Source organism: Pseudoalteromonas nanhaiensis, assembly GCF_051235485.1.
Classification (GTDB): Bacteria; Pseudomonadota; Gammaproteobacteria; order Enterobacterales; family Alteromonadaceae; genus Pseudoalteromonas; species Pseudoalteromonas lipolytica_C.
Genome location: NZ_JBPNYQ010000009.1, coordinates 30,881 through 51,239 on the forward strand (window position 1 = coordinate 30,881; position 20,359 = coordinate 51,239).

Annotated in this window: 18 protein-coding genes; 8 read left to right on the forward strand and 10 right to left on the reverse strand. The window is 41.3% G+C overall.

Going from position 1 to position 20,359, the window contains the following annotated elements; all coding sequences use genetic code 11:
- Nucleotides 1–5: 5 nt before the first annotated feature.
- The gene (locus ACSFVZ_RS09940) at nucleotides 6–3,260 is read right to left on the reverse strand and encodes an nSTAND1 domain-containing NTPase (RefSeq protein ID WP_435558745.1); all 3,255 of its coding nucleotides are present in this window, start codon (nucleotides 3,258–3,260) and stop codon (nucleotides 6–8) included.
- 238 nt (nucleotides 3,261–3,498) lie between these two features.
- On the opposite strand from ACSFVZ_RS09940, the gene ACSFVZ_RS09945 reads away from it, so the two are divergent.
- Entirely contained in the window at nucleotides 3,499–3,927 is a 429-nt protein-coding gene (locus ACSFVZ_RS09945; RefSeq protein WP_435558747.1) for a hypothetical protein, read from the forward strand.
- Nucleotides 3,924–4,115, forward strand: a complete 192-nt coding sequence (locus ACSFVZ_RS09950; protein ID WP_054551820.1) for a helix-turn-helix transcriptional regulator — start codon at nucleotides 3,924–3,926, stop codon at nucleotides 4,113–4,115. Before ACSFVZ_RS09945 ends, ACSFVZ_RS09950 begins: the two co-directional genes overlap by 4 nt.
- A gap of 46 nt (nucleotides 4,116–4,161) precedes the next feature.
- On the opposite strand, the gene ACSFVZ_RS09955 is transcribed toward ACSFVZ_RS09950, so the two are convergent.
- The gene (locus ACSFVZ_RS09955; RefSeq protein ID WP_435558748.1) at nucleotides 4,162–5,352 is read right to left on the reverse strand and encodes an MFS transporter; all 1,191 of its coding nucleotides are present in this window, start codon (nucleotides 5,350–5,352) and stop codon (nucleotides 4,162–4,164) included.
- Between the two features lie 267 nt (nucleotides 5,353–5,619).
- Between ACSFVZ_RS09955 and ACSFVZ_RS09960 the strand changes: the two genes are divergently transcribed.
- Complete coding sequence (locus ACSFVZ_RS09960; RefSeq protein ID WP_435558749.1) at nucleotides 5,620–6,471, forward strand: universal stress protein; 852 nt, start codon at nucleotides 5,620–5,622, stop codon at nucleotides 6,469–6,471.
- Nucleotides 6,472–6,575: 104 nt separating this feature from the next.
- Entirely contained in the window at nucleotides 6,576–8,708 is a 2,133-nt protein-coding gene (locus ACSFVZ_RS09965; protein WP_435558750.1) for a TonB-dependent receptor, read from the forward strand.
- 721 nt (nucleotides 8,709–9,429) lie between these two features.
- Here ACSFVZ_RS09965 and ACSFVZ_RS09970 read toward each other — a convergent pair.
- Nucleotides 9,430–9,576, reverse strand: a complete 147-nt coding sequence (locus ACSFVZ_RS09970) for a DUF2986 domain-containing protein (protein ID WP_105174679.1) — start codon at nucleotides 9,574–9,576, stop codon at nucleotides 9,430–9,432.
- 156 nt (nucleotides 9,577–9,732) lie between these two features.
- Here ACSFVZ_RS09970 and ACSFVZ_RS09975 point away from each other — a divergent pair, with 156 nt between their 5' ends.
- Nucleotides 9,733–11,223 (forward strand): dipeptidase, encoded by a 1,491-nt coding sequence (locus ACSFVZ_RS09975; RefSeq protein ID WP_435558751.1) that lies wholly within the window; start codon nucleotides 9,733–9,735, stop codon nucleotides 11,221–11,223.
- Nucleotides 11,224–11,288: 65 nt separating this feature from the next.
- On the opposite strand, the gene ACSFVZ_RS09980 is transcribed toward ACSFVZ_RS09975, so the two are convergent.
- The 4 genes from ACSFVZ_RS09980 to ACSFVZ_RS09995 all read right to left on the reverse strand — a co-directional run bounded on the left by ACSFVZ_RS09980 (nucleotide 11,289) and on the right by ACSFVZ_RS09995 (nucleotide 14,366).
- Nucleotides 11,289–12,083 (reverse strand): putative porin, encoded by a 795-nt coding sequence (locus tag ACSFVZ_RS09980; RefSeq protein ID WP_435558752.1) that lies wholly within the window; start codon nucleotides 12,081–12,083, stop codon nucleotides 11,289–11,291.
- 127 nt (nucleotides 12,084–12,210) lie between these two features.
- A complete protein-coding gene (locus tag ACSFVZ_RS09985; protein WP_435558754.1) occupies nucleotides 12,211–12,639 on the reverse strand; it encodes an OsmC family protein in 429 nt (142 codons plus the stop codon).
- Nucleotides 12,640–12,727: 88 nt separating this feature from the next.
- The gene (locus tag ACSFVZ_RS09990) at nucleotides 12,728–12,880 is read right to left on the reverse strand and encodes a DUF2256 domain-containing protein (protein ID WP_135925712.1); all 153 of its coding nucleotides are present in this window, start codon (nucleotides 12,878–12,880) and stop codon (nucleotides 12,728–12,730) included.
- Nucleotides 12,870–14,366, reverse strand: coding sequence for a cryptochrome/deoxyribodipyrimidine photo-lyase family protein (locus tag ACSFVZ_RS09995; protein WP_435558755.1), 1,497 nt, complete (start codon nucleotides 14,364–14,366; stop codon nucleotides 12,870–12,872). Before ACSFVZ_RS09995 ends, ACSFVZ_RS09990 begins: the two co-directional genes overlap by 11 nt.
- A 169-nt stretch (nucleotides 14,367–14,535) precedes the next feature.
- Here ACSFVZ_RS09995 and ACSFVZ_RS10000 point away from each other — a divergent pair, with 169 nt between their 5' ends.
- Nucleotides 14,536–14,823 (forward strand): EF-hand domain-containing protein, encoded by a 288-nt coding sequence (locus ACSFVZ_RS10000; protein WP_435558756.1) that lies wholly within the window; start codon nucleotides 14,536–14,538, stop codon nucleotides 14,821–14,823.
- Complete coding sequence (locus ACSFVZ_RS10005; RefSeq protein WP_235382316.1) at nucleotides 14,820–15,284, forward strand: hypothetical protein; 465 nt, start codon at nucleotides 14,820–14,822, stop codon at nucleotides 15,282–15,284. Before ACSFVZ_RS10000 ends, ACSFVZ_RS10005 begins: the two co-directional genes overlap by 4 nt.
- 43 nt (nucleotides 15,285–15,327) lie before the next feature.
- Here the strand turns inward: ACSFVZ_RS10005 and ACSFVZ_RS10010 are convergent, their stop codons facing one another.
- Complete coding sequence (locus tag ACSFVZ_RS10010; RefSeq protein ID WP_295510491.1) at nucleotides 15,328–15,927, reverse strand: FMN-dependent NADH-azoreductase; 600 nt, start codon at nucleotides 15,925–15,927, stop codon at nucleotides 15,328–15,330.
- 188 nt (nucleotides 15,928–16,115) lie between these two features.
- Here ACSFVZ_RS10010 and ACSFVZ_RS10015 point away from each other — a divergent pair, with 188 nt between their 5' ends.
- On the forward strand, nucleotides 16,116–18,038 hold the full coding sequence (locus ACSFVZ_RS10015; RefSeq protein WP_435558757.1) for an alpha/beta hydrolase family protein: 1,923 nt from the start codon (nucleotides 16,116–16,118) through the stop codon (nucleotides 18,036–18,038).
- Between the two features lie 32 nt (nucleotides 18,039–18,070).
- Here the strand turns inward: ACSFVZ_RS10015 and ACSFVZ_RS10020 are convergent, their stop codons facing one another.
- Both ACSFVZ_RS10020 and yghU read right to left on the reverse strand, forming a co-directional pair.
- Nucleotides 18,071–19,369 carry an MFS transporter gene (locus tag ACSFVZ_RS10020; RefSeq protein ID WP_235382314.1) on the reverse strand — a complete coding sequence of 433 codons (1,299 nt, stop codon included), beginning with the start codon at nucleotides 19,367–19,369 and terminating at the stop codon, nucleotides 18,071–18,073.
- A gap of 35 nt (nucleotides 19,370–19,404) precedes the next feature.
- Complete coding sequence (yghU, locus tag ACSFVZ_RS10025; protein WP_435558758.1) at nucleotides 19,405–20,244, reverse strand: glutathione-dependent disulfide-bond oxidoreductase; 840 nt, start codon at nucleotides 20,242–20,244, stop codon at nucleotides 19,405–19,407.
- Nucleotides 20,245–20,359 lie beyond the last annotated feature (115 nt).

Consider the following 20,359-nt stretch of genomic DNA (forward strand, 5'->3'; position numbering starts at 1 on the left):
GTTTTTTATAGTTCAAAGTTAGTAATGCCTAACTCTATTAGTTTACTTTTAACTGTGTTTACCTCACTTACCCTATTTAAACAGGTGTAGGCTTGAATAAGTGGGTAAGTTCTTTTTATACTTTTATCGCCGTTTTTATTTTCTTCTATTGCATTAATAGCTTCTTGGCATGCTTTTTGTCTTGCTATTTTGTCTTCAGAAAGCTTTGCTTTAATTAAATTAACCTTTATTAGAGCAGCGAGGTTTTCTATTTTGCTAGTATCAGATATTCTCTCGATAAAGTCTGAGTTGTTCTCTAATTTTAACAAGAGGTCTTTGGCTTCGCTTAAAAGGTCTCGATTGATTAAATAATGAATCACTCCTATTTGAATATTTATTAAAGTTGTATCTGAAAACCCTTGGTTATCAATGTAACTCAAAACATCTTTTACTCTTTCACTTGTTTTACTTTTATCTAACAGCATTAATTGGTATGCAAGTGTTCTATAAAAGGTGCGTTGAAACTTTTGATTTTTTGGATCTTGGATTCTTGCTCTATTAATTGCATCAGTTGCTTTTTCAGCTTTTAAAAATGCTGCTCTCTTATTTGGAAAATAGCTCAATAAAAAGCTTTGTTGCATAAAAGTGTTTGCTAAATAATTATGTAAGCTTGCGTCATTCGGTGATGTTTCAAGCATGTTGATTAGCTCTTGAGAGGCTTGTTCAAGTAGTTCGAGTGCAGCGTTTAAATTACCGAGCCTATCTTCTGTGGTTGCAATCCAACTAATGGTGTCTGTTTTATCGCGTAATAAGTTTTTGTTATTCGGTTTAAGCTCAAGGGCTTGGTTTTTCAGTTTTAAAGATTCAGTAAAGCTCTGTTTTGCAAGTGCATAATTAAACTGCTTTAAATACAACGAACCAAGAGAATTGTGCGAGTAAGATAGCTCCATAATAGAGTTAAAGTCATTAGGGGCAAGCTGATACATTTTTTCACTATAAGCCAAGTAACGTTTAAACATTGGCTCAGTAGCTAAGTAATTACTTTGCTCATATGTTAAATTACCAAGCCAGAACGCATTGGCCCCTGCGAGCATTAAAACATCTAGGTTATTGGGTTGAACTTTTAGTAAAGATTCTAGGCGCGTTCGCGCATTTTCAAAGGCAGTGAAGGCTTCGTCGGTTTTGCCGCGCGAGTAGGCCACTTCGCCCATAGCCTCTAAGGTTTGAGCGTATTGAAAACGGTTATTAAACTCGGCTTGTGTATCGCTAAAGTCAAACAACGAAGGCGCTTCTTCGTCTTGATTAGTAAAATACTCAAGGGCTTTGTTGCTAATACCATCAAGTAAATCCATACGTTCAACGCTTCTAAGTTTGTCGGCAAATTCACCGACCATAAAACCCAATAAACTCTCAGCTTCTTGGCGTTTTTGTTTTGCTATTTGTTCGGCGTGATAGCTGCGCACGCTCATAAATGTAGCAATAAAGGTTAAGCACACAAGTGCAGCTGCTGTTATTTGTAACACGCGTTTTTTACGTTTGGCTTTATTGTTAGAAGCCTTAATTAACGCTTGTTCGTCACTCGATAAGCTAAACATAGGGTTTTTAACTAGGCTTTGTGCTTCTTGCAGCGGTTTGCCTTGGGCTAATAAAAAGTCGCTGTGTTTTTGTTCAAGCAGCCATCGCTCGGTGGCAAGTTGCACGCGGCTTTGAATTGCTAAGCTTTGTTGGTGCTCTTGCACCCAATCTATGGCGCGTTGCCAATGGCGCAGCAGCGCTTCGTGGGCAAGGCTAAAGCAGGCTTGCTCATTTTTAAGGTGCGACACAAACAAACGGCTGTCGACCATAGCCTGAACAAGCTTGGTCGCAGCAGGGCTGGTTAATTCGCTCCAACGTGCAGCGCGGCTGGTGAGCGTTTCGCCATCTGGATTTAAAGTGATCAGCTTAGAAAGAACTACGGCAAGTTCAGTTTGTTGGTCTTTGGGTAATTGGCAAAATACCTGTTCGGCTTTTTGGCCGATGGCTCCTTCGATGGTGCCTAGGGCTTGGTATTCAGAAAACAATAATTCGTTGTCAGGGCTGCGCTGCAAGTAAAGCTGCTGCAAGGTGTATTGCAGCATTGGCAATGCATCTGGGTTATTGGCAGTATCGTTACAAAGTTGTTCATCAAGCGGTGTGTGGTGCTCTGGGTGATGTTGCCAACTTAAGCCTGCTGCAAGTGCTGGCAAACGGATCATTTGCTTAAGCTCAGAGCGAGTTGGCGCTAATAAGTCAAAATGTGCGCCATTGGCTTTGCCCGACATTAAACTTGGTTGACTCACTACTTGCGGGTAAAAGTCATTACGACAGGCACTAAAAATGATCATGCAGCCACTTGTTGCTAAGCGCTCAATAAGTGCTAAAAGCTGGTTGCGCTCGTCATCGCTAAATAGCGGCGATGACAATAGCACTTCGAGCCTGTCGATAAATAAAAATAAATAGGGCGTATTGCGCTCTGCATTTAGCGCTGCAAGTGCTGCTTTACAGCGGGAAATAACCTGTTCTGGGTCTTTTAATAACAATTCAGCCAACGCATCGGCGCTTATATCGCTAAGTACAGGTGCGTCGTTTATTTCTAAATCGAGCAAGGTTGAGGCTAAATCAAGCAGTAAGCGCTCTTTGCTGACATCGGCAAAGTCGAGTTGGCAGTAACTGTGTACTCTAATGCCATCGTAGCCATTACTCGACATTAAAGCGGGCAATACACCTGCGTTAACTAACGACGATTTACCTGAACCACTGGCTCCCAAAATTAAGCAAAATGCGCGACCAAATTCTATTTGAGCCGACACTCGCTGTAGCAAAGTGGCAATTTGTTTGTTACGACCAAAAAATACATCGGCTTGCTCTGGTGCAAACGCACTTAAGCCAACAAAGGGCGAATCACCTTGCCAACTGGTTTGGCTGGCTTTTTGTTCTTCGTTGAGTGGAAAGTTGATTTCGGCAATAACCCGATAACCACGTTTACGAATGGTTTCTATGTAATGCGGATCGCTTGCTTTATCGTCAAAGGCTTTACGTAATTGGGTGATCACTTTATGTAGGGGGTTGTCACCCAGCGCTACATTTGGCCAGCAATGGCTGATAATTTCTTCGCTCGTTAGTAGCTCACCTTGTTTTTCGCATAGCAGCAGTAATACATCCATCGCCTTTGGTTCAAGATGCTTTGTTTGTTCACCGCGTCGGATTGAGTTGGTGGCCGGGGTAACTTGCCATTCGCCAACGAAAAACAGTGCCGTATTCATAGTGTTATCTTCATTGTTATTGTTAGAAACGCAGTCCGAGTGGACCGATTTTTTATAAGACTACGGGATACTTTGATTAATACAATATTATGAGATTAACAGCAAGCGCCTTGCCTTTTCTGACATTAAAAAATCATATTAATGTCGTGTATACAAAACTTTTTGTAAAGTTTGTTTGACTTTTTGTGTTGCTAGGTTAATCTTTAGTCAAGTTTGCTTTACTTTTAAGGTGAGAATAATGAATCAAACAGGATTAACCTTTAAACAACGTAATAAGCAGAACACGCTAAACCTCGCGAAATGGACATCTGCATGGGTTATTACTTTAGCGATTGCCTCATTTGGGCCGCATTTTTTATGGCAAGAGCAGGCTGTTTTTAGTGTTGTGGCAATCTTAATTAATGTAGTAGTTGGCATCATGATGATTTTATCTAACAAACGACAAATACAAGGAATGGATGAGCTGCAGCAGCGTATGCACCTTAATGCAATGGCCATCACCTTGGGTGCAAGCTTGGTATTTGGTTTGGCTTATTCGGTGGTGCAATCAAGCGGTTTAATTAGTTTTAAAGAAGATATTTCACACCTCGTGCTCTTTATGGGCTTAACCTATTTAGTGAGTCTTTTAATGATGAATAAGCAGTTAAACGACGAGGGCGAAGAATGAAAAACCGCTTGAAAGTGCTTCGTGCAGAGCACAACTACACCCAAGCGAAACTCGCAGAGCTTTTGGATGTGTCTAGGCAAACTATTAATGCGATAGAAAAAGGTAAATTTGACCCAAGTTTGCCATTAGCATTTAAAGCCGCGCGTTTATTTAACCTGAGTATCGAAGAGATATTTCAGGATGAGTAAGTCTGATAGCCTTCAGCCTTCAGCGATCAGACTTACAGCTGACAGCTTAAGGCTTACAGCTTTGTTTTTTCATCTGCATCGCACTTAACGACCACATTAAAAAACCACCTAAGAATAGTGCCGCAGAAACATAGCCTGTTTGACTAGGGAGTGCACCTTCGGCAATAGCCATGCCGCCAAGCCAAGGGCCAATCGCATTGGCTGTATTAAACGCACACTGTACTAGCGCACCAATCATGGCATGCCCTTGTGGTGATACATCCATTAATAGCGATTGGATCACGGTACCTAAACCAACACTAAAACCAATAAAGAAAATCACCGCGTATAACAGCCAAATATTATGGCTTGCGCTTACATAACTGGCTGCAAATACTACAGCACCAATTAGCGCAGCGCCTGTGGTTTTCAGCGGTGAGTGGTCGGCTGCTTTACCTAATACGTAGTTACCTAAAGTACAGCCAATACCAAACATGATCATAGCAATAGAGATAGTGTAAGCAGGGGTATGGGTGACTTCTAAAATAGTGTCGGCAATGTAAGTGTAAACACAAAATACACCACCAAAACCAATAATGATGATACCCAGAATGGTCCATACGAGCTTGTTCTTTAATACACTTAGCTCATCGAGAATCGATGTTGGCGCGGTATTTTTTACGTTAGGTACGTATTTCACAATCAATACCAAGGCAACTAACGCAAGTACAGCGGTACCCGCTAAACAATAACGCCAGCTAAAGTTTTGCCCCACTAGGGTGACCATGGGCACACCAACAATAGTGGCAATGGTTAAACCCATAAATACTTTTGACATAAAGCTTGCGCGTTTATCGGCAGGGGCAATGTCGGCTGCCAATAAAATAGCAGCGGCAAAGTAGGCACCGTGTGGTAAACCACTTAAAAATCGAAATAAAATAAGTTGCTCAAGCGAGTTTGCAAAAGCACTTAAGCCATTGAATAAAAACATCATAGTGACAAACATCAACAGTGCATTGCGCTTACGCATGTTGGCGGTTGTGATCATAAATAGTGGTGCACCGACGACTACGCCTATCGCGTAAGCACTAATGGCATAACCACTTTGCGCTGGCGTAGACGAAAATGTTTCGCTGATCAGGGGCAACATTGGCATCATAGAAAATTCTGATAGGCCTAAAATAAATGTGCCTAAAGCCAAAACTATCAGAATGGTAAACGTGGTTGCGTTGCCTTGGGAGTTGGCTACGTTAGTCATGTAATTCCTTTAAAATAAATTTAAAAACAAAATAGATTTTTGATAATTGAAAATGCCAGTAACAAATACTTTGTTCTGAAGTAGAGATGTGTGCCCAGCGCTATTGTAATACAAATTAACGGGGTTGATACAGTACTTTTTGGAACGTTCTATATTTGTTTGCTATAAGAAAATAACCTGAACTTCTTAAGTCTTTGCTGTTCAAAATAAATACAGAGAAAAAGCCAACTATACTTGGTTAATTAAATTGGTTTGAAGGAGAGTGTAATGAAAAAGATATTTGCTTGTATCGACGGTTCATGCATGACCGATGCGGTGACAGAAGCGGCGGTTTGGATTTCTAAGCGCTCCAGCCATCCAATTAATTTTCTGCATGCATTAGAGCCACCTTTGCCGCAGGGCAGTGATGATTTAACCGCAATTATTGGTTTAGGTTCGCAAACCTCATTGTTAGAGCAATTGGCAAAACTTGAACAAGAGCGCAACAAAGTGGCGTCGCAGCATGGTCAATTATTGCTAGATGAAGCAATGAAAAAAGCCGAGCATGCAGGCCTAACCGAGATTGAGCAACAGCAGCTTTCAATGAGTCTTGTTGATGCCTTACTTGAACATGAAGACAATGCCCGTGTGATGATTATTGGCCGCTCTGGTAAAGGCCATTACGATGATTTTAAAGTACTGGGCTCGCATATTGAAACGCTGATCCGTCAGGTGCATACCCCGGTTGCGATTGTGCCGCCGCAATTTCATGAGCCTACAAATTTTATGCTGGCTTATGATGGCAGCGAAAGTACCGACAAAGCGATTACACAAATTATCAATGGCGGAATTTTATCTGGCTTAGATTGCCACTTGGTGATGGTGGATAAACAAGATGGTCACTGCCAAGACAAACTTGATACTGCCTCAGCAAGGCTAGCAGAAAATGGCTTTAATGTGAGAGCGCGCATGCTCGATGGCGATGTTTACCAAGCGCTGTGGCGATATAAAAGTGACCACGCCGTTGATTTAATGGTGATGGGCGCATTTGGTCACTCTAAATGGCGGCAGTTCTTTTTAGGCAGCACGACCTTAAAAATGCTTGAAGATAGCCGTATTCCTTTAGTGGTGCTGCGCTAAGTTATTTACCTGTGACAGGGTGCGACAATATGTCACGTGTTCAGACTAATTAATGAGTTTTATAATCGGCGTCATTAATTATTTGCTTTGATTTTAAAAGAGTTATGAACACGCTATCTTCTCGCCCTGGTTTTTTATTTTCTAAAATTGCTGCAGCACTTAGCTGTGTTTTAAGTATTTCGGCCTTTGCTGATGATTCAATTGAAGTGATAGAAGTACAAGGTCATGCCCAAAATAACCATCAGTTAGTTGGCTCAGCAGACGCGTTACTGAAAGATTTAGGTGTTGATTTTTCAGCGGCCGGAGGGGTGTCTAACTTGCCAGTAATGAACGGCATGATGGGCGATAGAGTTAAAGTTTTAGTCGATGGTGCTGATGTCACAGCAGCGTGTGCTAATCAAATGAACCCGCCACTCTCTTATGTGTCGGCAAACCAAATTGCCTCTTACAGTGTCGTTGCTGGTGTATCACCGGTAAGCAGTGGCGGGGATAATATTGCCGGTGTTATTAGGGTAAATACGATTGCCCCTGAATTTAGTGATACAGACTCAGTGAACTGGCGCGCAGGCTATGTTACCGCCCAGTACAAGAGCGTTAACGATAGCCAAGCATACGCGCTAGGTGCCAGCCTTGCGAGCAAACAGTTTAGCTTGTCTTACCAAGGCAGCTTTGAAGATGCGAACAGCTATGATGATGGGCATGGTGAGCGTGTACTTGATACCTTATATCGAGTGCAAAATCATGCGTTAATAGGCGCTATTCGTGATGAAAAACAACAGCTTGTTGTTAAACTGACGCATCAAAAAATTCCTTACCAAGGCTTTCCAAATCAATACATGGATATGACCGATAACACCAGCTATGGTTTCGTTGCTCAGTATCAACGAGAGCTTGAAAATGGTGATTTGCAGGTGCAAGTGAATGCGCATGATGTAAAACACGAAATGGGTTTTTTCAGTAATGAGAAAACCGGCATGATGCCAATGAATACCGATGCACAAGATTACAGTTATCAAGTTCATTGGCGCACTGATTTATCAAAACAGTCATCATTAATGCTAGGGCAAGAATACTACGGTTATCGAATTGATGATTGGTGGCCTGCAGTTGCAGGGTCAATGATGATGGGCCCAAATGAATACGTAAACATTAACGATGGCAAACGTGACCGCCTTGCTGCATTTGCTGAGTACCAAAACCAAGTAAACCAAGCATGGTGGGTGTCGGCAGGTGTTCGAGTTGAGCAAGTCACCATAGATACTGGCGAAGTGCAGGCTTATAACGAAGGTGGCATGAGCGGCATGGCTAATATGGGCTCAATGATGGGTATGTCAAAAACCGACGCCCAAGCTGCGATGGAATTTAACCAATTAGACCGTAAACGTGACGACACCTTAGTTGATATTAGTTTACTTGCTCGTTATCAATTATCGAACAACGATGAGCTGCAATTTGGTTTAGCTCGTAAGAACCGCGCACCTAATTTATATGAGCGTTACAGCTGGGGTGTAGGTTCGATGGCAACCACTATGATTGGTTGGTTTGGCGATGGTAATGGTTACATTGGTAACCCAGATTTAGAAGCCGAAACAGCCCACACATTGAGCTCTAGCTACACCAAACTTGCCAAAGACGATAGCTGGCAAGTAACCGCAAATGTTTGGTACACGCAAGTAAATGATTATATTGATGCTGAAGTGACTAAGAGCTTTAATCGCACCGACATGGCGCATACCAAGCGTAATATTCTTACCTTTACGAATTTAGATGCCACTCTTTACGGTGCAAAACTTGCGGGCTTGGTAGAGCTTTACAACACAAAGCAAGCAGGGAAGTGGCAGTTAAAAGGCTCACTAACCAGTACACATGGCGAACGTGATAATAGCAATGAAGACTTATATCAAATTATGCCACTGCACACTGAGCTGAGCCTAGAGCACGAATACAAAGGCTGGCAAAACGCACTGAGCTGGCAATGGGTTGATAGTAAAACCCATGTTGATGAACGCCGTTTAGAAAACCAAACCGACAGTTATCAGCTATTGGCTATCTCAAGTCAGAAAACGTGGCAAAATTTAACCTTTAAGTTGGCAATTACTAACTTACTTGATGAATACTACCAACAGCCACTTGGCGGTGTAAGTATTGCTAATTACAAGCAAGATATGAGTAATGGTTTTGAGCAACTTGCCGGACAAGGCCGCTCGTATAATGCCAGTGTAAGTTATCGGTTTTAGAGAAAGCTATCAGCTCGTAGGTTGGGTAGAGCGGAGCGAAACCCAACGCACTAAGAGCGATCTGCTATCAGATGGTGCTGCTTACAGGCCTTTACCAAATGCCTAGCTCGTAGAAGGTACTTTGGTGCCGAAATATCTTCACAAAGAGAAATGAATGAGAAGACAATGAGGGAAAACAATAAATTACTTGTTGTATTCTCTTAAGCGCAGCGCCTCTTATCCTCATTGTGCAAAAAATGTTTTTGATGTAGGCGTGAAATTTATTTCGCGTTAAAGCAAATTGCACAAAGAGAACAGAATGAGAAGACAATGAGGTAAAACAATAGGTTACTTGTTGTGTTCTCTAAAGCGCAGCGCCTCTTATCCTCTTTGTGCAGATACATGTCTTTGATGACTGCGTGAAATTTATTACGCGTTAAAACAAATTGCACAAAGAGAACATAATGAGAAGACAATGAGGGAAAACAATAGATTACTTGTTGTATTCTCTAAAGCGCAGCGCCTTATATCCTCTTTGTGAAAATAAATGTCTTTGACGTAGGCGTGAAATTTATTTCGCGTCAAAGCAAATTGTACAAAGAGAAAGAATGAGAAGAAAATGAGGAAGTAATATTAAAACTTTTTTGTTTTTCTCTAAAGCGAAGCGTCTCTTATCCTCTTTGTGAATCATAGAAGTGTTGCGCGATATAAAATCGCGCCTACAATCTTACCGCTAGGTATTTTAACTTTCCTGCTCAGCTTCTTGCTGTGCTAATTTTTCGCGATCTGCCTTTGAGATGTAGGCCGGTTTATTGCTTTTATGCAACTTGGCATTGGCACGCTTATCTTTTTGCTTAAGTTTAGTGAAGATCTTTTTTCTGCGGTTCATGAGTCTAACAAACGAATTAATAGGGTGAATGGCTATTGTACCTTGTTGTTATTTTTAAGCGATACATTTTACTTAAATTAGAGATATCATGTCTTGGTCAGAATCGTTACAATTAACGAGTACCTTTAAAAATCTTTTTAAACTCTGGAGCTTATCTTGAAACATTCATTACTTGCTGCATTCTTATTAACTGCCTTCTCTAGTCAGGCTGATGTGTCTGAGCAAAGTGAAAAGCTGGCTAACTACGCGGTAGAGCAATATCAACAAGCGCAAATTCATACCTTAGAGAATTTAGTTTCGTACCCAACGGTAAATAAAGAAGGTCTCGCGACTCCAGATAATCCAGATTTCATTGGCTTTAAGTCGTTCTTAAAAATGAAAGCGGCGCAGTTTGGTTTTGATTATCAAGATTTAGGCTACACAGTGTTAATTGGCATGGGTAACCAAGCTGATAAAGTAACCATAGTAACCCATGGTGATGTGCAACCAGCCGATGCTAGTAAATGGCAGCAAAGCCCATTTAAAATGGATAAAACCTCTGAACCTGGAAAGCTAATTGCCCGTGGTACAGAAGACGATAAAGGTGCTATTGCCACAGCATTGCATGCAATGAAGGCGATTAAAGATAACGGCATTACTTTAAATAACCGTATTGAATTAATGGTTTACCTTGCAGAAGAGTCTGACTGGGCACCACTCGAAGAGTTTATGAAAACCTATCAGCAACCAAAATATGCTGTCACTATTGATGCTTCTTACCCTGTGGTTGTTGCAGAAAAAGGCTGGAGCTTAATTGCGCCGACTTTCTCAGCGACCTCTGCAAAAACAGGCTTATATGTAAGTAACTTAAAAGGCGGTGCCTTTGTTAGCCAAATCCCTGAAGATGCCAGTGTGGTTGTGCATAACGCCGATGCTGCGACAGTAGCTAAATTACACGACAATGTCGCTCAGCTTAAAAACGTAAAAGTGGCGATGACAGAGCAAGATAATGGCTTGTTAGTGCAAGTGAAGGGGATTTCAGCGCATTCATCTGAGCCAGAAGCGGGTGAAAATGCCATTGCGTATCTTGCAGAAATTTTCAAAGGCATCGACCTTGAGAACAATAGCGATGGTCAAGCAATTGAGTTTATTAATCAGCTAATTGGCCTTGATTTATATGGCGCGCAATTCGGTGAAATTGCTTACAAGCATGATTTTATGGGGCCGATGACTGTTTCGCCAACGTTATTAAGCCGCGATGGTAACGATATTAAATTGTCGGTTAATATGCGCCGTCCTGTTGGTAAACAAAAAGCTGTGCTCAAACAGCAAATTAATGAAGCACTTAGCGCTTGGCAAACCTCTAACAATGTCACGTTAAAAGACACAAAAGTGGTAATTGGTACGCCAATGCTGTTAGATGGTGCACCTCACGCCCAAGCTTTACTTGATATCTTTAAGCATTTTACGGGCGATAAAGACGCGGGCTTTGTGTCAATCGGTGGTGGCACCAATGCGAAGCTATTTGATAATGCTGTTTCATTTGGTCCATCAATGCCAGGTAAAAAGTACACAGGTCACTCAGAACATGAGTTTATTACTGAAGAGCAGTTAGCGCTGAACTTAAAAATGTACACTGCAATGATGATGAAGCTAGGTAATATGTAATTCTATAAACTGAAAACGCCGCTTTATAGCGGCGTTTTTGTTTAAAACTGTTGACTCATTTCTGTTTAGAATTGGGCAACAAACTTGAGGTTGTAGAGTTCAGCTGAGCCGCTTTCAGTGTAATTAGCGGTTAAATAATATTTATCACTAATAAAGTACTTACCTTGTAAAACGAGTTCAGAATCATCCAAACCTGCACCTATGGCATAGTGTTCGCCAAAGTAATAGCTGATCATGGCATTACTTGCTGAATCATTAACGCTGTCTTGATGGCCAACATCAACGGTAATGTAATGGCTGCCGCTTAAGTGATTAAAGTATCTGGCCGAGAGATTCCAAACGTCGAGTTCATCATCTGTTTCTGCGCTAAAACCAAGGTAATCCTTATCGTTGATTTGGAGGTTATATTGCGCTTTCAAGCGGAAATAATCATCACCATATTCACGCACATCCCTATTTACAGAAACTTTTAAGGCATCGGCAAATAAGTAGCCTATACCTAGAGTGTAATTGTCTAAATCCCTCACATCCCTTATATCGGCTACAGCAAACCAGTTATTTAAAAAATACTCGCCAAATATACCAATGTCATTGTAATAATCTCCTCCTGAGTAATTGACTAGGATGTTTGAATCTGTATCTAGGTAGCCATAATCATCGAGCACACCCGAGCTCTGCTGCTCTTCAAAGTAATAATGGCTTGCTAATTGGTAGCCATTAAAGCTATATCTGTCATGCTCTACGTGAGTGTAATTGATACTATTGAACCACTGTTTACTCACCTGTTGCTCTGTTGCGGCTGTTGAATAGCTTGAATAAGCGAGCGTTGCAAGTGCAATAGGGGCTAGTTGTTTAAACATACATATCCTTGTTGTATTTGGTTTTTGTTTCATAAAGATAATACAACAAGCAGGAATTTACATTGTAATAAAGTGTTGTGGGCCTGTTAGATTATGAAAAGGCCAAGCAGTGCTTGGCCGAACGGGATTAATTAAGCTTTGTGGTGAGTGATATCTCAGCATTCATCAGTTTAGAAATAGGGCAGCCTTGCTTGGTTTGCTCACAAAGTTGCTCAAACTTTTCGCTCGAAATTTCTTTTATTTTCGCACTTACATCTAGTGCGATATGGCTTACTTCGAAGCCATCGTCAACCTCATCTAGGCTAACGGTTGCTTTGGTGGTTATGTCGTCAGCCACAAAGTCTGCTTCGGTTAGTGCCAGCGACAGTGCCATACTAAAACAACTACTATGAGCAGCAGCAATAAGTTCTTCGGGGTTAGTGCCCGGTTTGCCTTCAAAGCGGGTGTTAAAGCCAAATGGCTGTTTATCAAGTGCACCGCTTTCACTAGAAATGTAGCCTTTGCCAGATTTAATATCACCAGACCAACTTGTATGTGCAGATTTTTTAATCGTCATCGTCATCTCCTTTGTAAATTTTTCGACGACCGTGAAAAGCTTTCAGGGTTTCGTGCCGAAAAGTGTGAGTTAACGATATAGTTGCAACTTAAACGCCAATATTTCTTTTCGCTTCGCGCTTGCAACGCTCAGAGCAATATTTAACATGCTGCCAGTCTCGTTGCCACTTCTTACGCCACACAAATGGCCTGTCACATACGGGACAGGTTTTGCTGGGTAAATTAAGTTTTTTATGTGCCATGACGTTGCCTTTTTAGGCTAATCACATGCTTACGCAGTACGGCTTTTGTGCCGCGTTTTACATCATCACGTTCTCGGAATGACCATAATCGCTCACGTGCTTGTTTGGCAGCCTTTTCTATATCGACCATAGGCTCGGGGTAGTCTTCACCTAGTTTAAAGTTATTAAACAAAGCTTCCATTGGCGGCAGTTGCCATGGCTGGTGGATATCTTCTACAGGCAGCTCTTTAAGCTCAGGACACCATGTTTTAATAAATATGCCATCTGGGTCTTTATCTTCAGATTGCTTTATTGGGTTATATAAACGAATGATGTTGGTTCCTGTGACCGATGCTTGCATTTGGATTTGTGGGTAATGAATTCCCGGTTCAAAATCTAAAAAATAACGCGATAAAATTAAACTAACAGGATGCCAGTGAATGTTCATATGGTGGGTCATAAAGCTGACTAACATAGCGCGCATTCTAAAATTAATGTAACCAGTTGCTTTGAGGCAGCGCATACAGGCATCAATAATAGGAATGCCTGTTTGGCCTTGCTCAAAGCGATTTAGGTGCTCATCAAGGTGATCATCATCGCGATAAGGGTAGTGCTGGTAGCCTGTGTTTTGCGGAGCAAACTCCATGCTGCATTGAGTTTCAAACTTTTGCATAAAATGGCAATGCCAATGTAATCGTGACTCAAAGGCATGCAATGAACGTCGCCAACTTTTAGGTTGTTTTGGTAGGTAGTATCTCAATGTTTGATAAACCTGTCTTAGGCTTAAATTCCCCCATGCTAAATATGGAGAGAGTCTTGAGCATGAATCTCTACTTTCTGATGGGCTTGAAATACCGCTTTGGTAGCCTTTAGCTCGCTGTTCTATAAAGCTTTTAAGACAGGCTCTTGCTTCATGAGGGCCGCCATATTGAAACTGAGGATCGTGGTTTAGAAAATCGTCAAAACACTCTGCTGCTTGATAATTATTAGGTAGTACGGCTTTAAAAGCTTGCCAATTTGGTTTTACGAGAGGTTGGTTCATCACCTCGTGCCAATGAGTTTGCCAATCAAACTGTTTTGGTCGTGCTCGTTTTACTCCTCCTAATGGCGTTTCATGCCATGGAATAGCTTTATTATTTAGCCAGAGTTTTACTTGTTTATCTCGCTCGAAAGTGTTGTAAAGCCCAATTTCTTCATGACTATAAACTCCAGCAATTTCAAACTCGTCATTGAGTGTTTCTAGCAATGTAATCATCTGTTGATTATAAATGGTGATTTCAGCGTTGTATTTTTCGAGTTGTTGGTTGATGTCTTTAAGTGACTGAGCAACAAAACGCCAGTGCCTTAAGCTGTAATGGGGATCTTCGAGCAACAGTGGCTCAAAGTTATAAATCAGTATGCAGGGCAGGTCTGATGCAATCGCATTGGCAAGTGGTTGATGATCAGAAAGTCTTAGGTCACGTTTGAACCAAACAAGATTCACTTTTTGCTTATTTAAGCTTGCCATAATCGTTGTGTTGGAAAATTGTTTTGCTTTTCATACGTAACAAGTTACAACTTCGATTAATTGCTAACGCAATCCACAAAGTTTCCACATTTGTTGCATATTACCCACACACTTTTGGTTTGCATTCAGATTATGCTTACGGTCAATTGAATGACATAAGAGGTTCGCTATGAAGCATTTATCTGCACTTTCTGTTTTAGCTATTTCATTGTTAGCCACAGCGCCCGCTTGCTTTGCTCGCGACCATCAAGGCGGTCCACCTCCACGACCTGACTTTCCGACGATTGACATTGATGGCAATGGGGTGATTGATTTTACTGAGTTTAGTGAGCAGCCTATGCCAGAAGATATGCTGCAAACCATTTTCAATGACATGGATGCTGATCAAAATGGTGAAGTAACTGAAGACGAGTTCAACAACCATAAACCACCAAAACGTAAGGAAAATCAACGATGATCAACAGTGTTTCATCGAGTGCGAATTTTCAGCCCATGCAACGACCGCAAGCAGAGCCGTTAACCAGTGAACAAACAGAGTTAATGAATGAAACCTTAGCTCAGTTTGATCCTGAAAACTTAACTGCAGAAGATGCACAATCCATTATGCAAACATTTATGGACGCAGGTATTCAACCTGGTCAAGAAATGGAAGCAATTATGGCTGAAGCTGGCTTTGATGCCGCTGAAGTCGGTGAATTAGGTCGTCCTGAAGGTGAACGCCCGCCTGGTCCACCACCGCCGCCAAGTGGTAACTCACTAGAGCAGGTTGATACTGAAGAGGTTGTCAGTTATTTAGATGAGTTGTTAGCGCAATATTCTGATCAACTGGGAGAAGAAGATAAAGAAGCGATTCTAGCCTCTGTGCAAGAAAAGTTTGCTTTATCTGAAGGTGATTCGCTGTTATCGGTCACAGCGTAAATCACAAAGCGGTCATGATGACCGCTTTTTTACACTTTGCTGATTATAGTGCTGCAGCAAATGTGTTGATTTCGTTTTTCGCTGCTTCTAGACTTTGCTCTGCGTCTGGCATCGCTAGGCCCTCAGCATAAATAAAGTGAACGTCAGTCATACCTACAAAACCAAGTACATCTTTTAAGTATTTAGTTTGTGTATCCATGTCGGTACCTTGATAGATACCACCACGCGCTGCAAGTACCACTACTTTTTTGCCTTCAACTAAACCTACAGGGCCTTGCTCAGTGTACTTAAAGGTAATACCTGCACGGGCAATACGATCAATCCAAGCTTTAAATGTCGAAGGAATACCAAAGTTATACATTGGCATTCCAATAACGATTAACTCGTTGTCGTTAAGTTCAGCGATTAAATCGTCAGATATTGCAGCAAGTGCTTTTTGTTCATCACTGCGTTCGTTTGCATCAGTCATCCAGGCAGCCATTTCTGTCTGCGTTAAGTGAGCAATGGCATTGTCGCTTAAATCGCGAGTTGTTACTGAAATTTGTTGGTTGTTAGCAAGCTGCTCAACAAATTGTTGGCTAAGCTTGGTTGAATTACCTTGTTCACCATTTAAAGATGAATTTAACACAAGTACTTTTTTCATCATGTCACCTAAGAAAACTGAATTTGTGCAGTCATTATAATTAGCAAAAAATAAATTAATAATGCTTTTAATCGAGTACTTTGTTCGTTTTAAACGAATGATTGTCAGAGGTGAAATTTCTTACATAGTCTTTTATTTTCTTTTAATGTTATTATTTAGGAACAGTAAAAAATGAAATGGACTTTATGATGAAGTACTTACTGCTTTCACTATTTGCGGTACTAAGCTTAATGCCCCGTGCTGCTGAAAACACGCAACTCCCTGTAGAATCATTCGCCTCTTTACGGGCTTTTAGTCAAGTAAAGCTCTCACCAAATGGTAGTCATCTATCGTTTATTCGAAATGTAAATGGAGAGTTGGTGTTAACGGTTTATAACCGTAAAACAGAAGAAGTCAACTCTCTGATCCGTTCAGATAACCACACTATTTTCTTTGATTGGTATGAGTGGGCGAATGATGAAGTTTTGTTGATAGGTGCACGCCGTATCCAACGTCAATTTGGTGGCCCAAAATATTCAACAACTTTTATGTATGCTTATAACATTAACGATAAAGGCAAAGTTAGACCAGCCAATGAAGCAGACTTTAATCGTGACAAGCGCCAACCGCAATTTGGCGATCAGGTCATCAGTTTTTTACCGAGTAAAAAAGACAAAATCTTAGTTCAAGGTGACTTTGATTTTGCTAATGCGCCAGGTGTGTATGAACTTGATTTATATACACTTCGTAAAAAGAAAGTGCAGCGTTCATTCAACAAAGTTACCGATTGGATTATTGACCGCCAAGGCAATGTACGTATTGCCCTTAAAATGGATGAAGACGAATTTGAATATATTCTATATGACGAAGATAGAGATAAACGTAAAACATTATTCAAATATAAAGCATTTAGCCCTGATGTAGTAAGTGTTTTGGGCTTTGATAAAGACCCTAATATTATTTATTACAAAGCACTTAAAGATGGCTACGATGCGCTTTATAAAATGAACCTAACGACCATGAATAAAGAGTTAGTGTTTAGCGATGATAACTCTGACTTCGACGGTCATATATTCTATTCACCTTTAACTGGTGAAGTCGCAGGGTTTACTCACTCACAGCTTGATGAGGGGATCCATTACTGGGATGAAGATTTAAGCAACCTTTATAATGGCTTACGCGCTGTACTGCCAGCAGATAAGTTTGATATTGATATTATTGATACCAGCAAAGATCAACGTCAATATGTGGTTTTGGTTACAGGTGAGCAAATCCCCGGCACCTATATGTTAGGTAACCGTGATACGAACGAGTTAACAGTGTTTGTATCGGCATTTCCGGATATTGATGACACAGTTTACAGCGGTAAAAAGAAAATCAGTTATAAAGCCCGTGATGGTTTAACTATTGAAGGGTATTTAACCTTACCTGTGGGTTATAAAAAAGGTGATAAATTGCCTACCATTGTGTTCCCACATGGCGGCCCAATGGCTCGAGATTACGCAGACTTTGACTACTGGACTGCGTTGCTTGCCTATAATGGTTATGCAGTGCTACAACCAAACTTTCGTGGTTCAAGTGGTTATGGTCATGAATTTGAAATGGCTGCTGTACAAGGTTTTGGTAAAGAAATGCAAGATGACTTGCAAGATGCCGCGAATTGGCTTGTTGGTGAAGGTATCGCTAATAAAGATAAAATCTGTATTGGTGGAGCAAGTTATGGTGGTTATGCCGCACTAATGGCGGTGGTTAAGCACCCTGAAACATTCAAATGTGCGGCCAGCTTTGCTGGTGTCACAGATCTTGAGCGTATTGTTAGTAAGGCACGATATTTCACCAATAAAGAAATTGTGCGTAAGCAATTTGGTACTGATGGCGATAAATTAGAAAAGGTCTCGCCAGTTAATTTTGCAAAACAAATTAATCGCCCAGTGTTACTCGTTCATGGTTCTGATGATAACGTGGTGCCTGTTTATCATAGCCGAGAAATGGAAGATGAGCTTAAAGACGAAGGCAAAGACGTAACCTATATTGAGCTTGAAGATGGTGACCACTATTTGTCGCATCAGCCGTATCGAATTAAAACATTGAAAGCGTTTTTAGAGTTCTTCGATAAGAATTTGAAAAACTGAAGAGAAAAGGCGACTTTGGTCGCCTTTTTGAATTAAGTTTCTGGTAAAAACCAAGCACTAATAGCACCTACCAAGCCTAAAAGGCTATAAAATAATATAAGCTCGGCGGTGCTTAAGTACGCATTTAGTAAGCCAACGCTGCCAAGTAAAAGTAAGATAACCCCGATCACTGTATTACTAACAGAGACATAGTCTGTACGCTTGTTACCTTCTGCCATATCAACAAGATAGGTTTTACGGCCAAGGCGTACTCCTTGATGAGCTACAGTGAGTAAAAAATAACACAGTGGTAATAACCAAAACTCATTGAGAGTGGATGGGCTTAAGTAAGCAACCAAATAAACAGCAAAGCCATTAAAAGTAACGAGTATCGCAGCAAGCACTAAAACGCGGCGACTAGACAAATCACTGAGCCTACCCCAAATAGGAGCGGATACTAAGTTTGCTAGTCCTGATAGCGCCATAAACGTAGCAAGCAATGAAAAGTCGAAAGCTTGTTCACTGGCAAGTACGATATAAAAAGGGGCGCTCAAGGCCGAGCACAATAACAATGCACGAGTAATTATAAAATGTGCAAATTGCTTGTCTTGGTAAAGCAGTTTTAGTTTTTTAAGAGCATGTAGCAAGCCGTTTTCAGCGCCTTCTGTTGCGCCTTTGTATTCTTTAATACGACTGTAACTAAGCGCTGCGAAAACCCACATAAGCACAGCTAGCATCAGTGCAATATACACTCCATTCTCATAACCAAGACTTTGTAGATACCACAAACCAAGACCGAAGGTGAGTGTTGCAAATCCGGCAAAGCTGGCAGCAAGACCACTTATACCTCCGCGCTGTTGTTTAGGAATAACTTTACCTAATACATCTTTTGCAGCAATAGAGTTAAAGCCGCGAGCAAGGCTAAAAACAATCAAAAGAGCAATAATAGCAAACCCAGCGTTTGTACCTTGCAGCGTTAAAGCACAAACCAACATGCCCACAATACACAAAGCCTGCACAATCGCGCCAATTACCCACACCCACTTTCTGACGGGCAGCTTACGAATGGCACTTGCTATCGCCAGCTGTGGCAACATAGAACCTGATTCACGAATAGGCACAAGCCAAGCAATAAAACTGCTCGGCACATTAATGCTTTGTAACAGCCAAGGCAGGGTTACCTTTGGGTTTAACAAGGCATCGGCAAACTTACTAAATAGTTGGCTCACTAATAAGGTAATAAAATTGCCGGGTACGACTTTACAAGCCGCCTCATCAATTGCTTTGCAGGCACGGGCATCTTCGGTGTTACTAAGGCGTTGGTATATGTCTTCTTTGCTGAGTTTTTTCATATAGTTAGTATTTATGAAAAAGGGCCGTTAAGCCCTTAAAAATCATCTTTAGAGTGGCGTTCAGCTAATTGTTCAGCTTCATCACCCCATGTGCGGTTTACTCGGCGACCACGTTTTACGGCAGGGCGACGTTCGATTTGTTTTGCCCAGCGTATTACATGACTATATGACTCGACATCTAAAAACTCAGCTGCATCATATAAATAGCCAAGCACTAGGCTGCCATACCAAGGCCAAGCAGCAATGTCGGCAATTGAGTATTCACTGCCCGCCATATAATCATGGTCACTTAGGTGACGGTTTAACACGTCTAACTGACGTTTAACTTCCATTGTGAAGCGGTCAATCGGATACTGCATTTTATAAGGTGCATAGCTATAAAAATGGCCAAAACCACCGCCTAAGTAGGGGGCAGAACCCATTTGCCAAAACAGCCAATTGCGACATTCTGTTTTACTAGTATGATCGCTTGGGATCAGTGCATCAAACTTCTCTGCTAAGTACTGTAAAATAGCCCCTGACTCAAACACGCGAGTAACAGGTGTAGTACTGTGATCCATTAAGGCTGGAATTTTTGAATTAGGATTTACACTAACAAACCCAGAAGAGAATTGATCACCATCGCCGATCTTAATTAAAAATGCATCGTAGTCGGCTTCATCAATACCTAGCTCTAATAGCTCTTCGAGCATAATGGTGACTTTTTGACCATTCGGTGTTGCAAGTGAGTAGAGTTGAAGGTTGTGTTTACCAACGGGCAAGTCTTGTTCGTGGGTCGCACCTGAGACCGGGCGATTAGTCTTAGCCCATTCACCACCGTTTTCTGCATCCCATTGCCACACTTTAGGTGGCGTATAACTGTCGGTATTACTCATTGAAACTCCCTAAATTGTGCTTTAATGAATGTTATTACGAGATTACCATCCTAGTTGATCAACCTAAGCAAGGGAAGTAGAGTTATAAAATAGTATTATGTCGATATTGTTAACT

Excerpts from the sequence above, each read along its gene's own strand:
- ACSFVZ_RS09965 (WP_435558750.1), top strand. The coding sequence starts at position 6,576 with ATGAACACGCTATCTTCTCGCCCTGGTTTTTTATTTTCTAAAATTGCT.
- ACSFVZ_RS10005 (WP_235382316.1), top strand. The coding sequence starts at position 14,820 with ATGATCAACAGTGTTTCATCGAGTGCGAATTTTCAGCCCATGCAACGA.
- ACSFVZ_RS09940 (WP_435558745.1), bottom strand. The coding sequence starts at position 3,260 with ATGAATACGGCACTGTTTTTCGTTGGCGAATGGCAAGTTACCCCGGCC.
- ACSFVZ_RS09980 (WP_435558752.1), bottom strand. The coding sequence starts at position 12,083 with ATGTTTAAACAACTAGCCCCTATTGCACTTGCAACGCTCGCTTATTCA.
- ACSFVZ_RS09950 (WP_054551820.1), top strand. The coding sequence starts at position 3,924 with ATGAAAAACCGCTTGAAAGTGCTTCGTGCAGAGCACAACTACACCCAA.
- yghU (WP_435558758.1), bottom strand. The coding sequence starts at position 20,244 with ATGAGTAATACCGACAGTTATACGCCACCTAAAGTGTGGCAATGGGAT.
- ACSFVZ_RS09970 (WP_105174679.1), bottom strand. The coding sequence starts at position 9,576 with ATGAACCGCAGAAAAAAGATCTTCACTAAACTTAAGCAAAAAGATAAG.
- ACSFVZ_RS09990 (WP_135925712.1), bottom strand. The coding sequence starts at position 12,880 with ATGGCACATAAAAAACTTAATTTACCCAGCAAAACCTGTCCCGTATGT.
- ACSFVZ_RS09995 (WP_435558755.1), bottom strand. The coding sequence starts at position 14,366 with ATGGCAAGCTTAAATAAGCAAAAAGTGAATCTTGTTTGGTTCAAACGT.
- ACSFVZ_RS10010 (WP_295510491.1), bottom strand. The coding sequence starts at position 15,927 with ATGAAAAAAGTACTTGTGTTAAATTCATCTTTAAATGGTGAACAAGGT.
- ACSFVZ_RS10015 (WP_435558757.1), top strand. The coding sequence starts at position 16,116 with ATGAAGTACTTACTGCTTTCACTATTTGCGGTACTAAGCTTAATGCCC.
- ACSFVZ_RS09985 (WP_435558754.1), bottom strand. The coding sequence starts at position 12,639 with ATGACGATTAAAAAATCTGCACATACAAGTTGGTCTGGTGATATTAAA.
- ACSFVZ_RS09960 (WP_435558749.1), top strand. The coding sequence starts at position 5,620 with ATGAAAAAGATATTTGCTTGTATCGACGGTTCATGCATGACCGATGCG.
- ACSFVZ_RS09955 (WP_435558748.1), bottom strand. The coding sequence starts at position 5,352 with ATGACTAACGTAGCCAACTCCCAAGGCAACGCAACCACGTTTACCATT.
- ACSFVZ_RS10000 (WP_435558756.1), top strand. The coding sequence starts at position 14,536 with ATGAAGCATTTATCTGCACTTTCTGTTTTAGCTATTTCATTGTTAGCC.
- ACSFVZ_RS10020 (WP_235382314.1), bottom strand. The coding sequence starts at position 19,369 with ATGAAAAAACTCAGCAAAGAAGACATATACCAACGCCTTAGTAACACC.
- ACSFVZ_RS09945 (WP_435558747.1), top strand. The coding sequence starts at position 3,499 with ATGAATCAAACAGGATTAACCTTTAAACAACGTAATAAGCAGAACACG.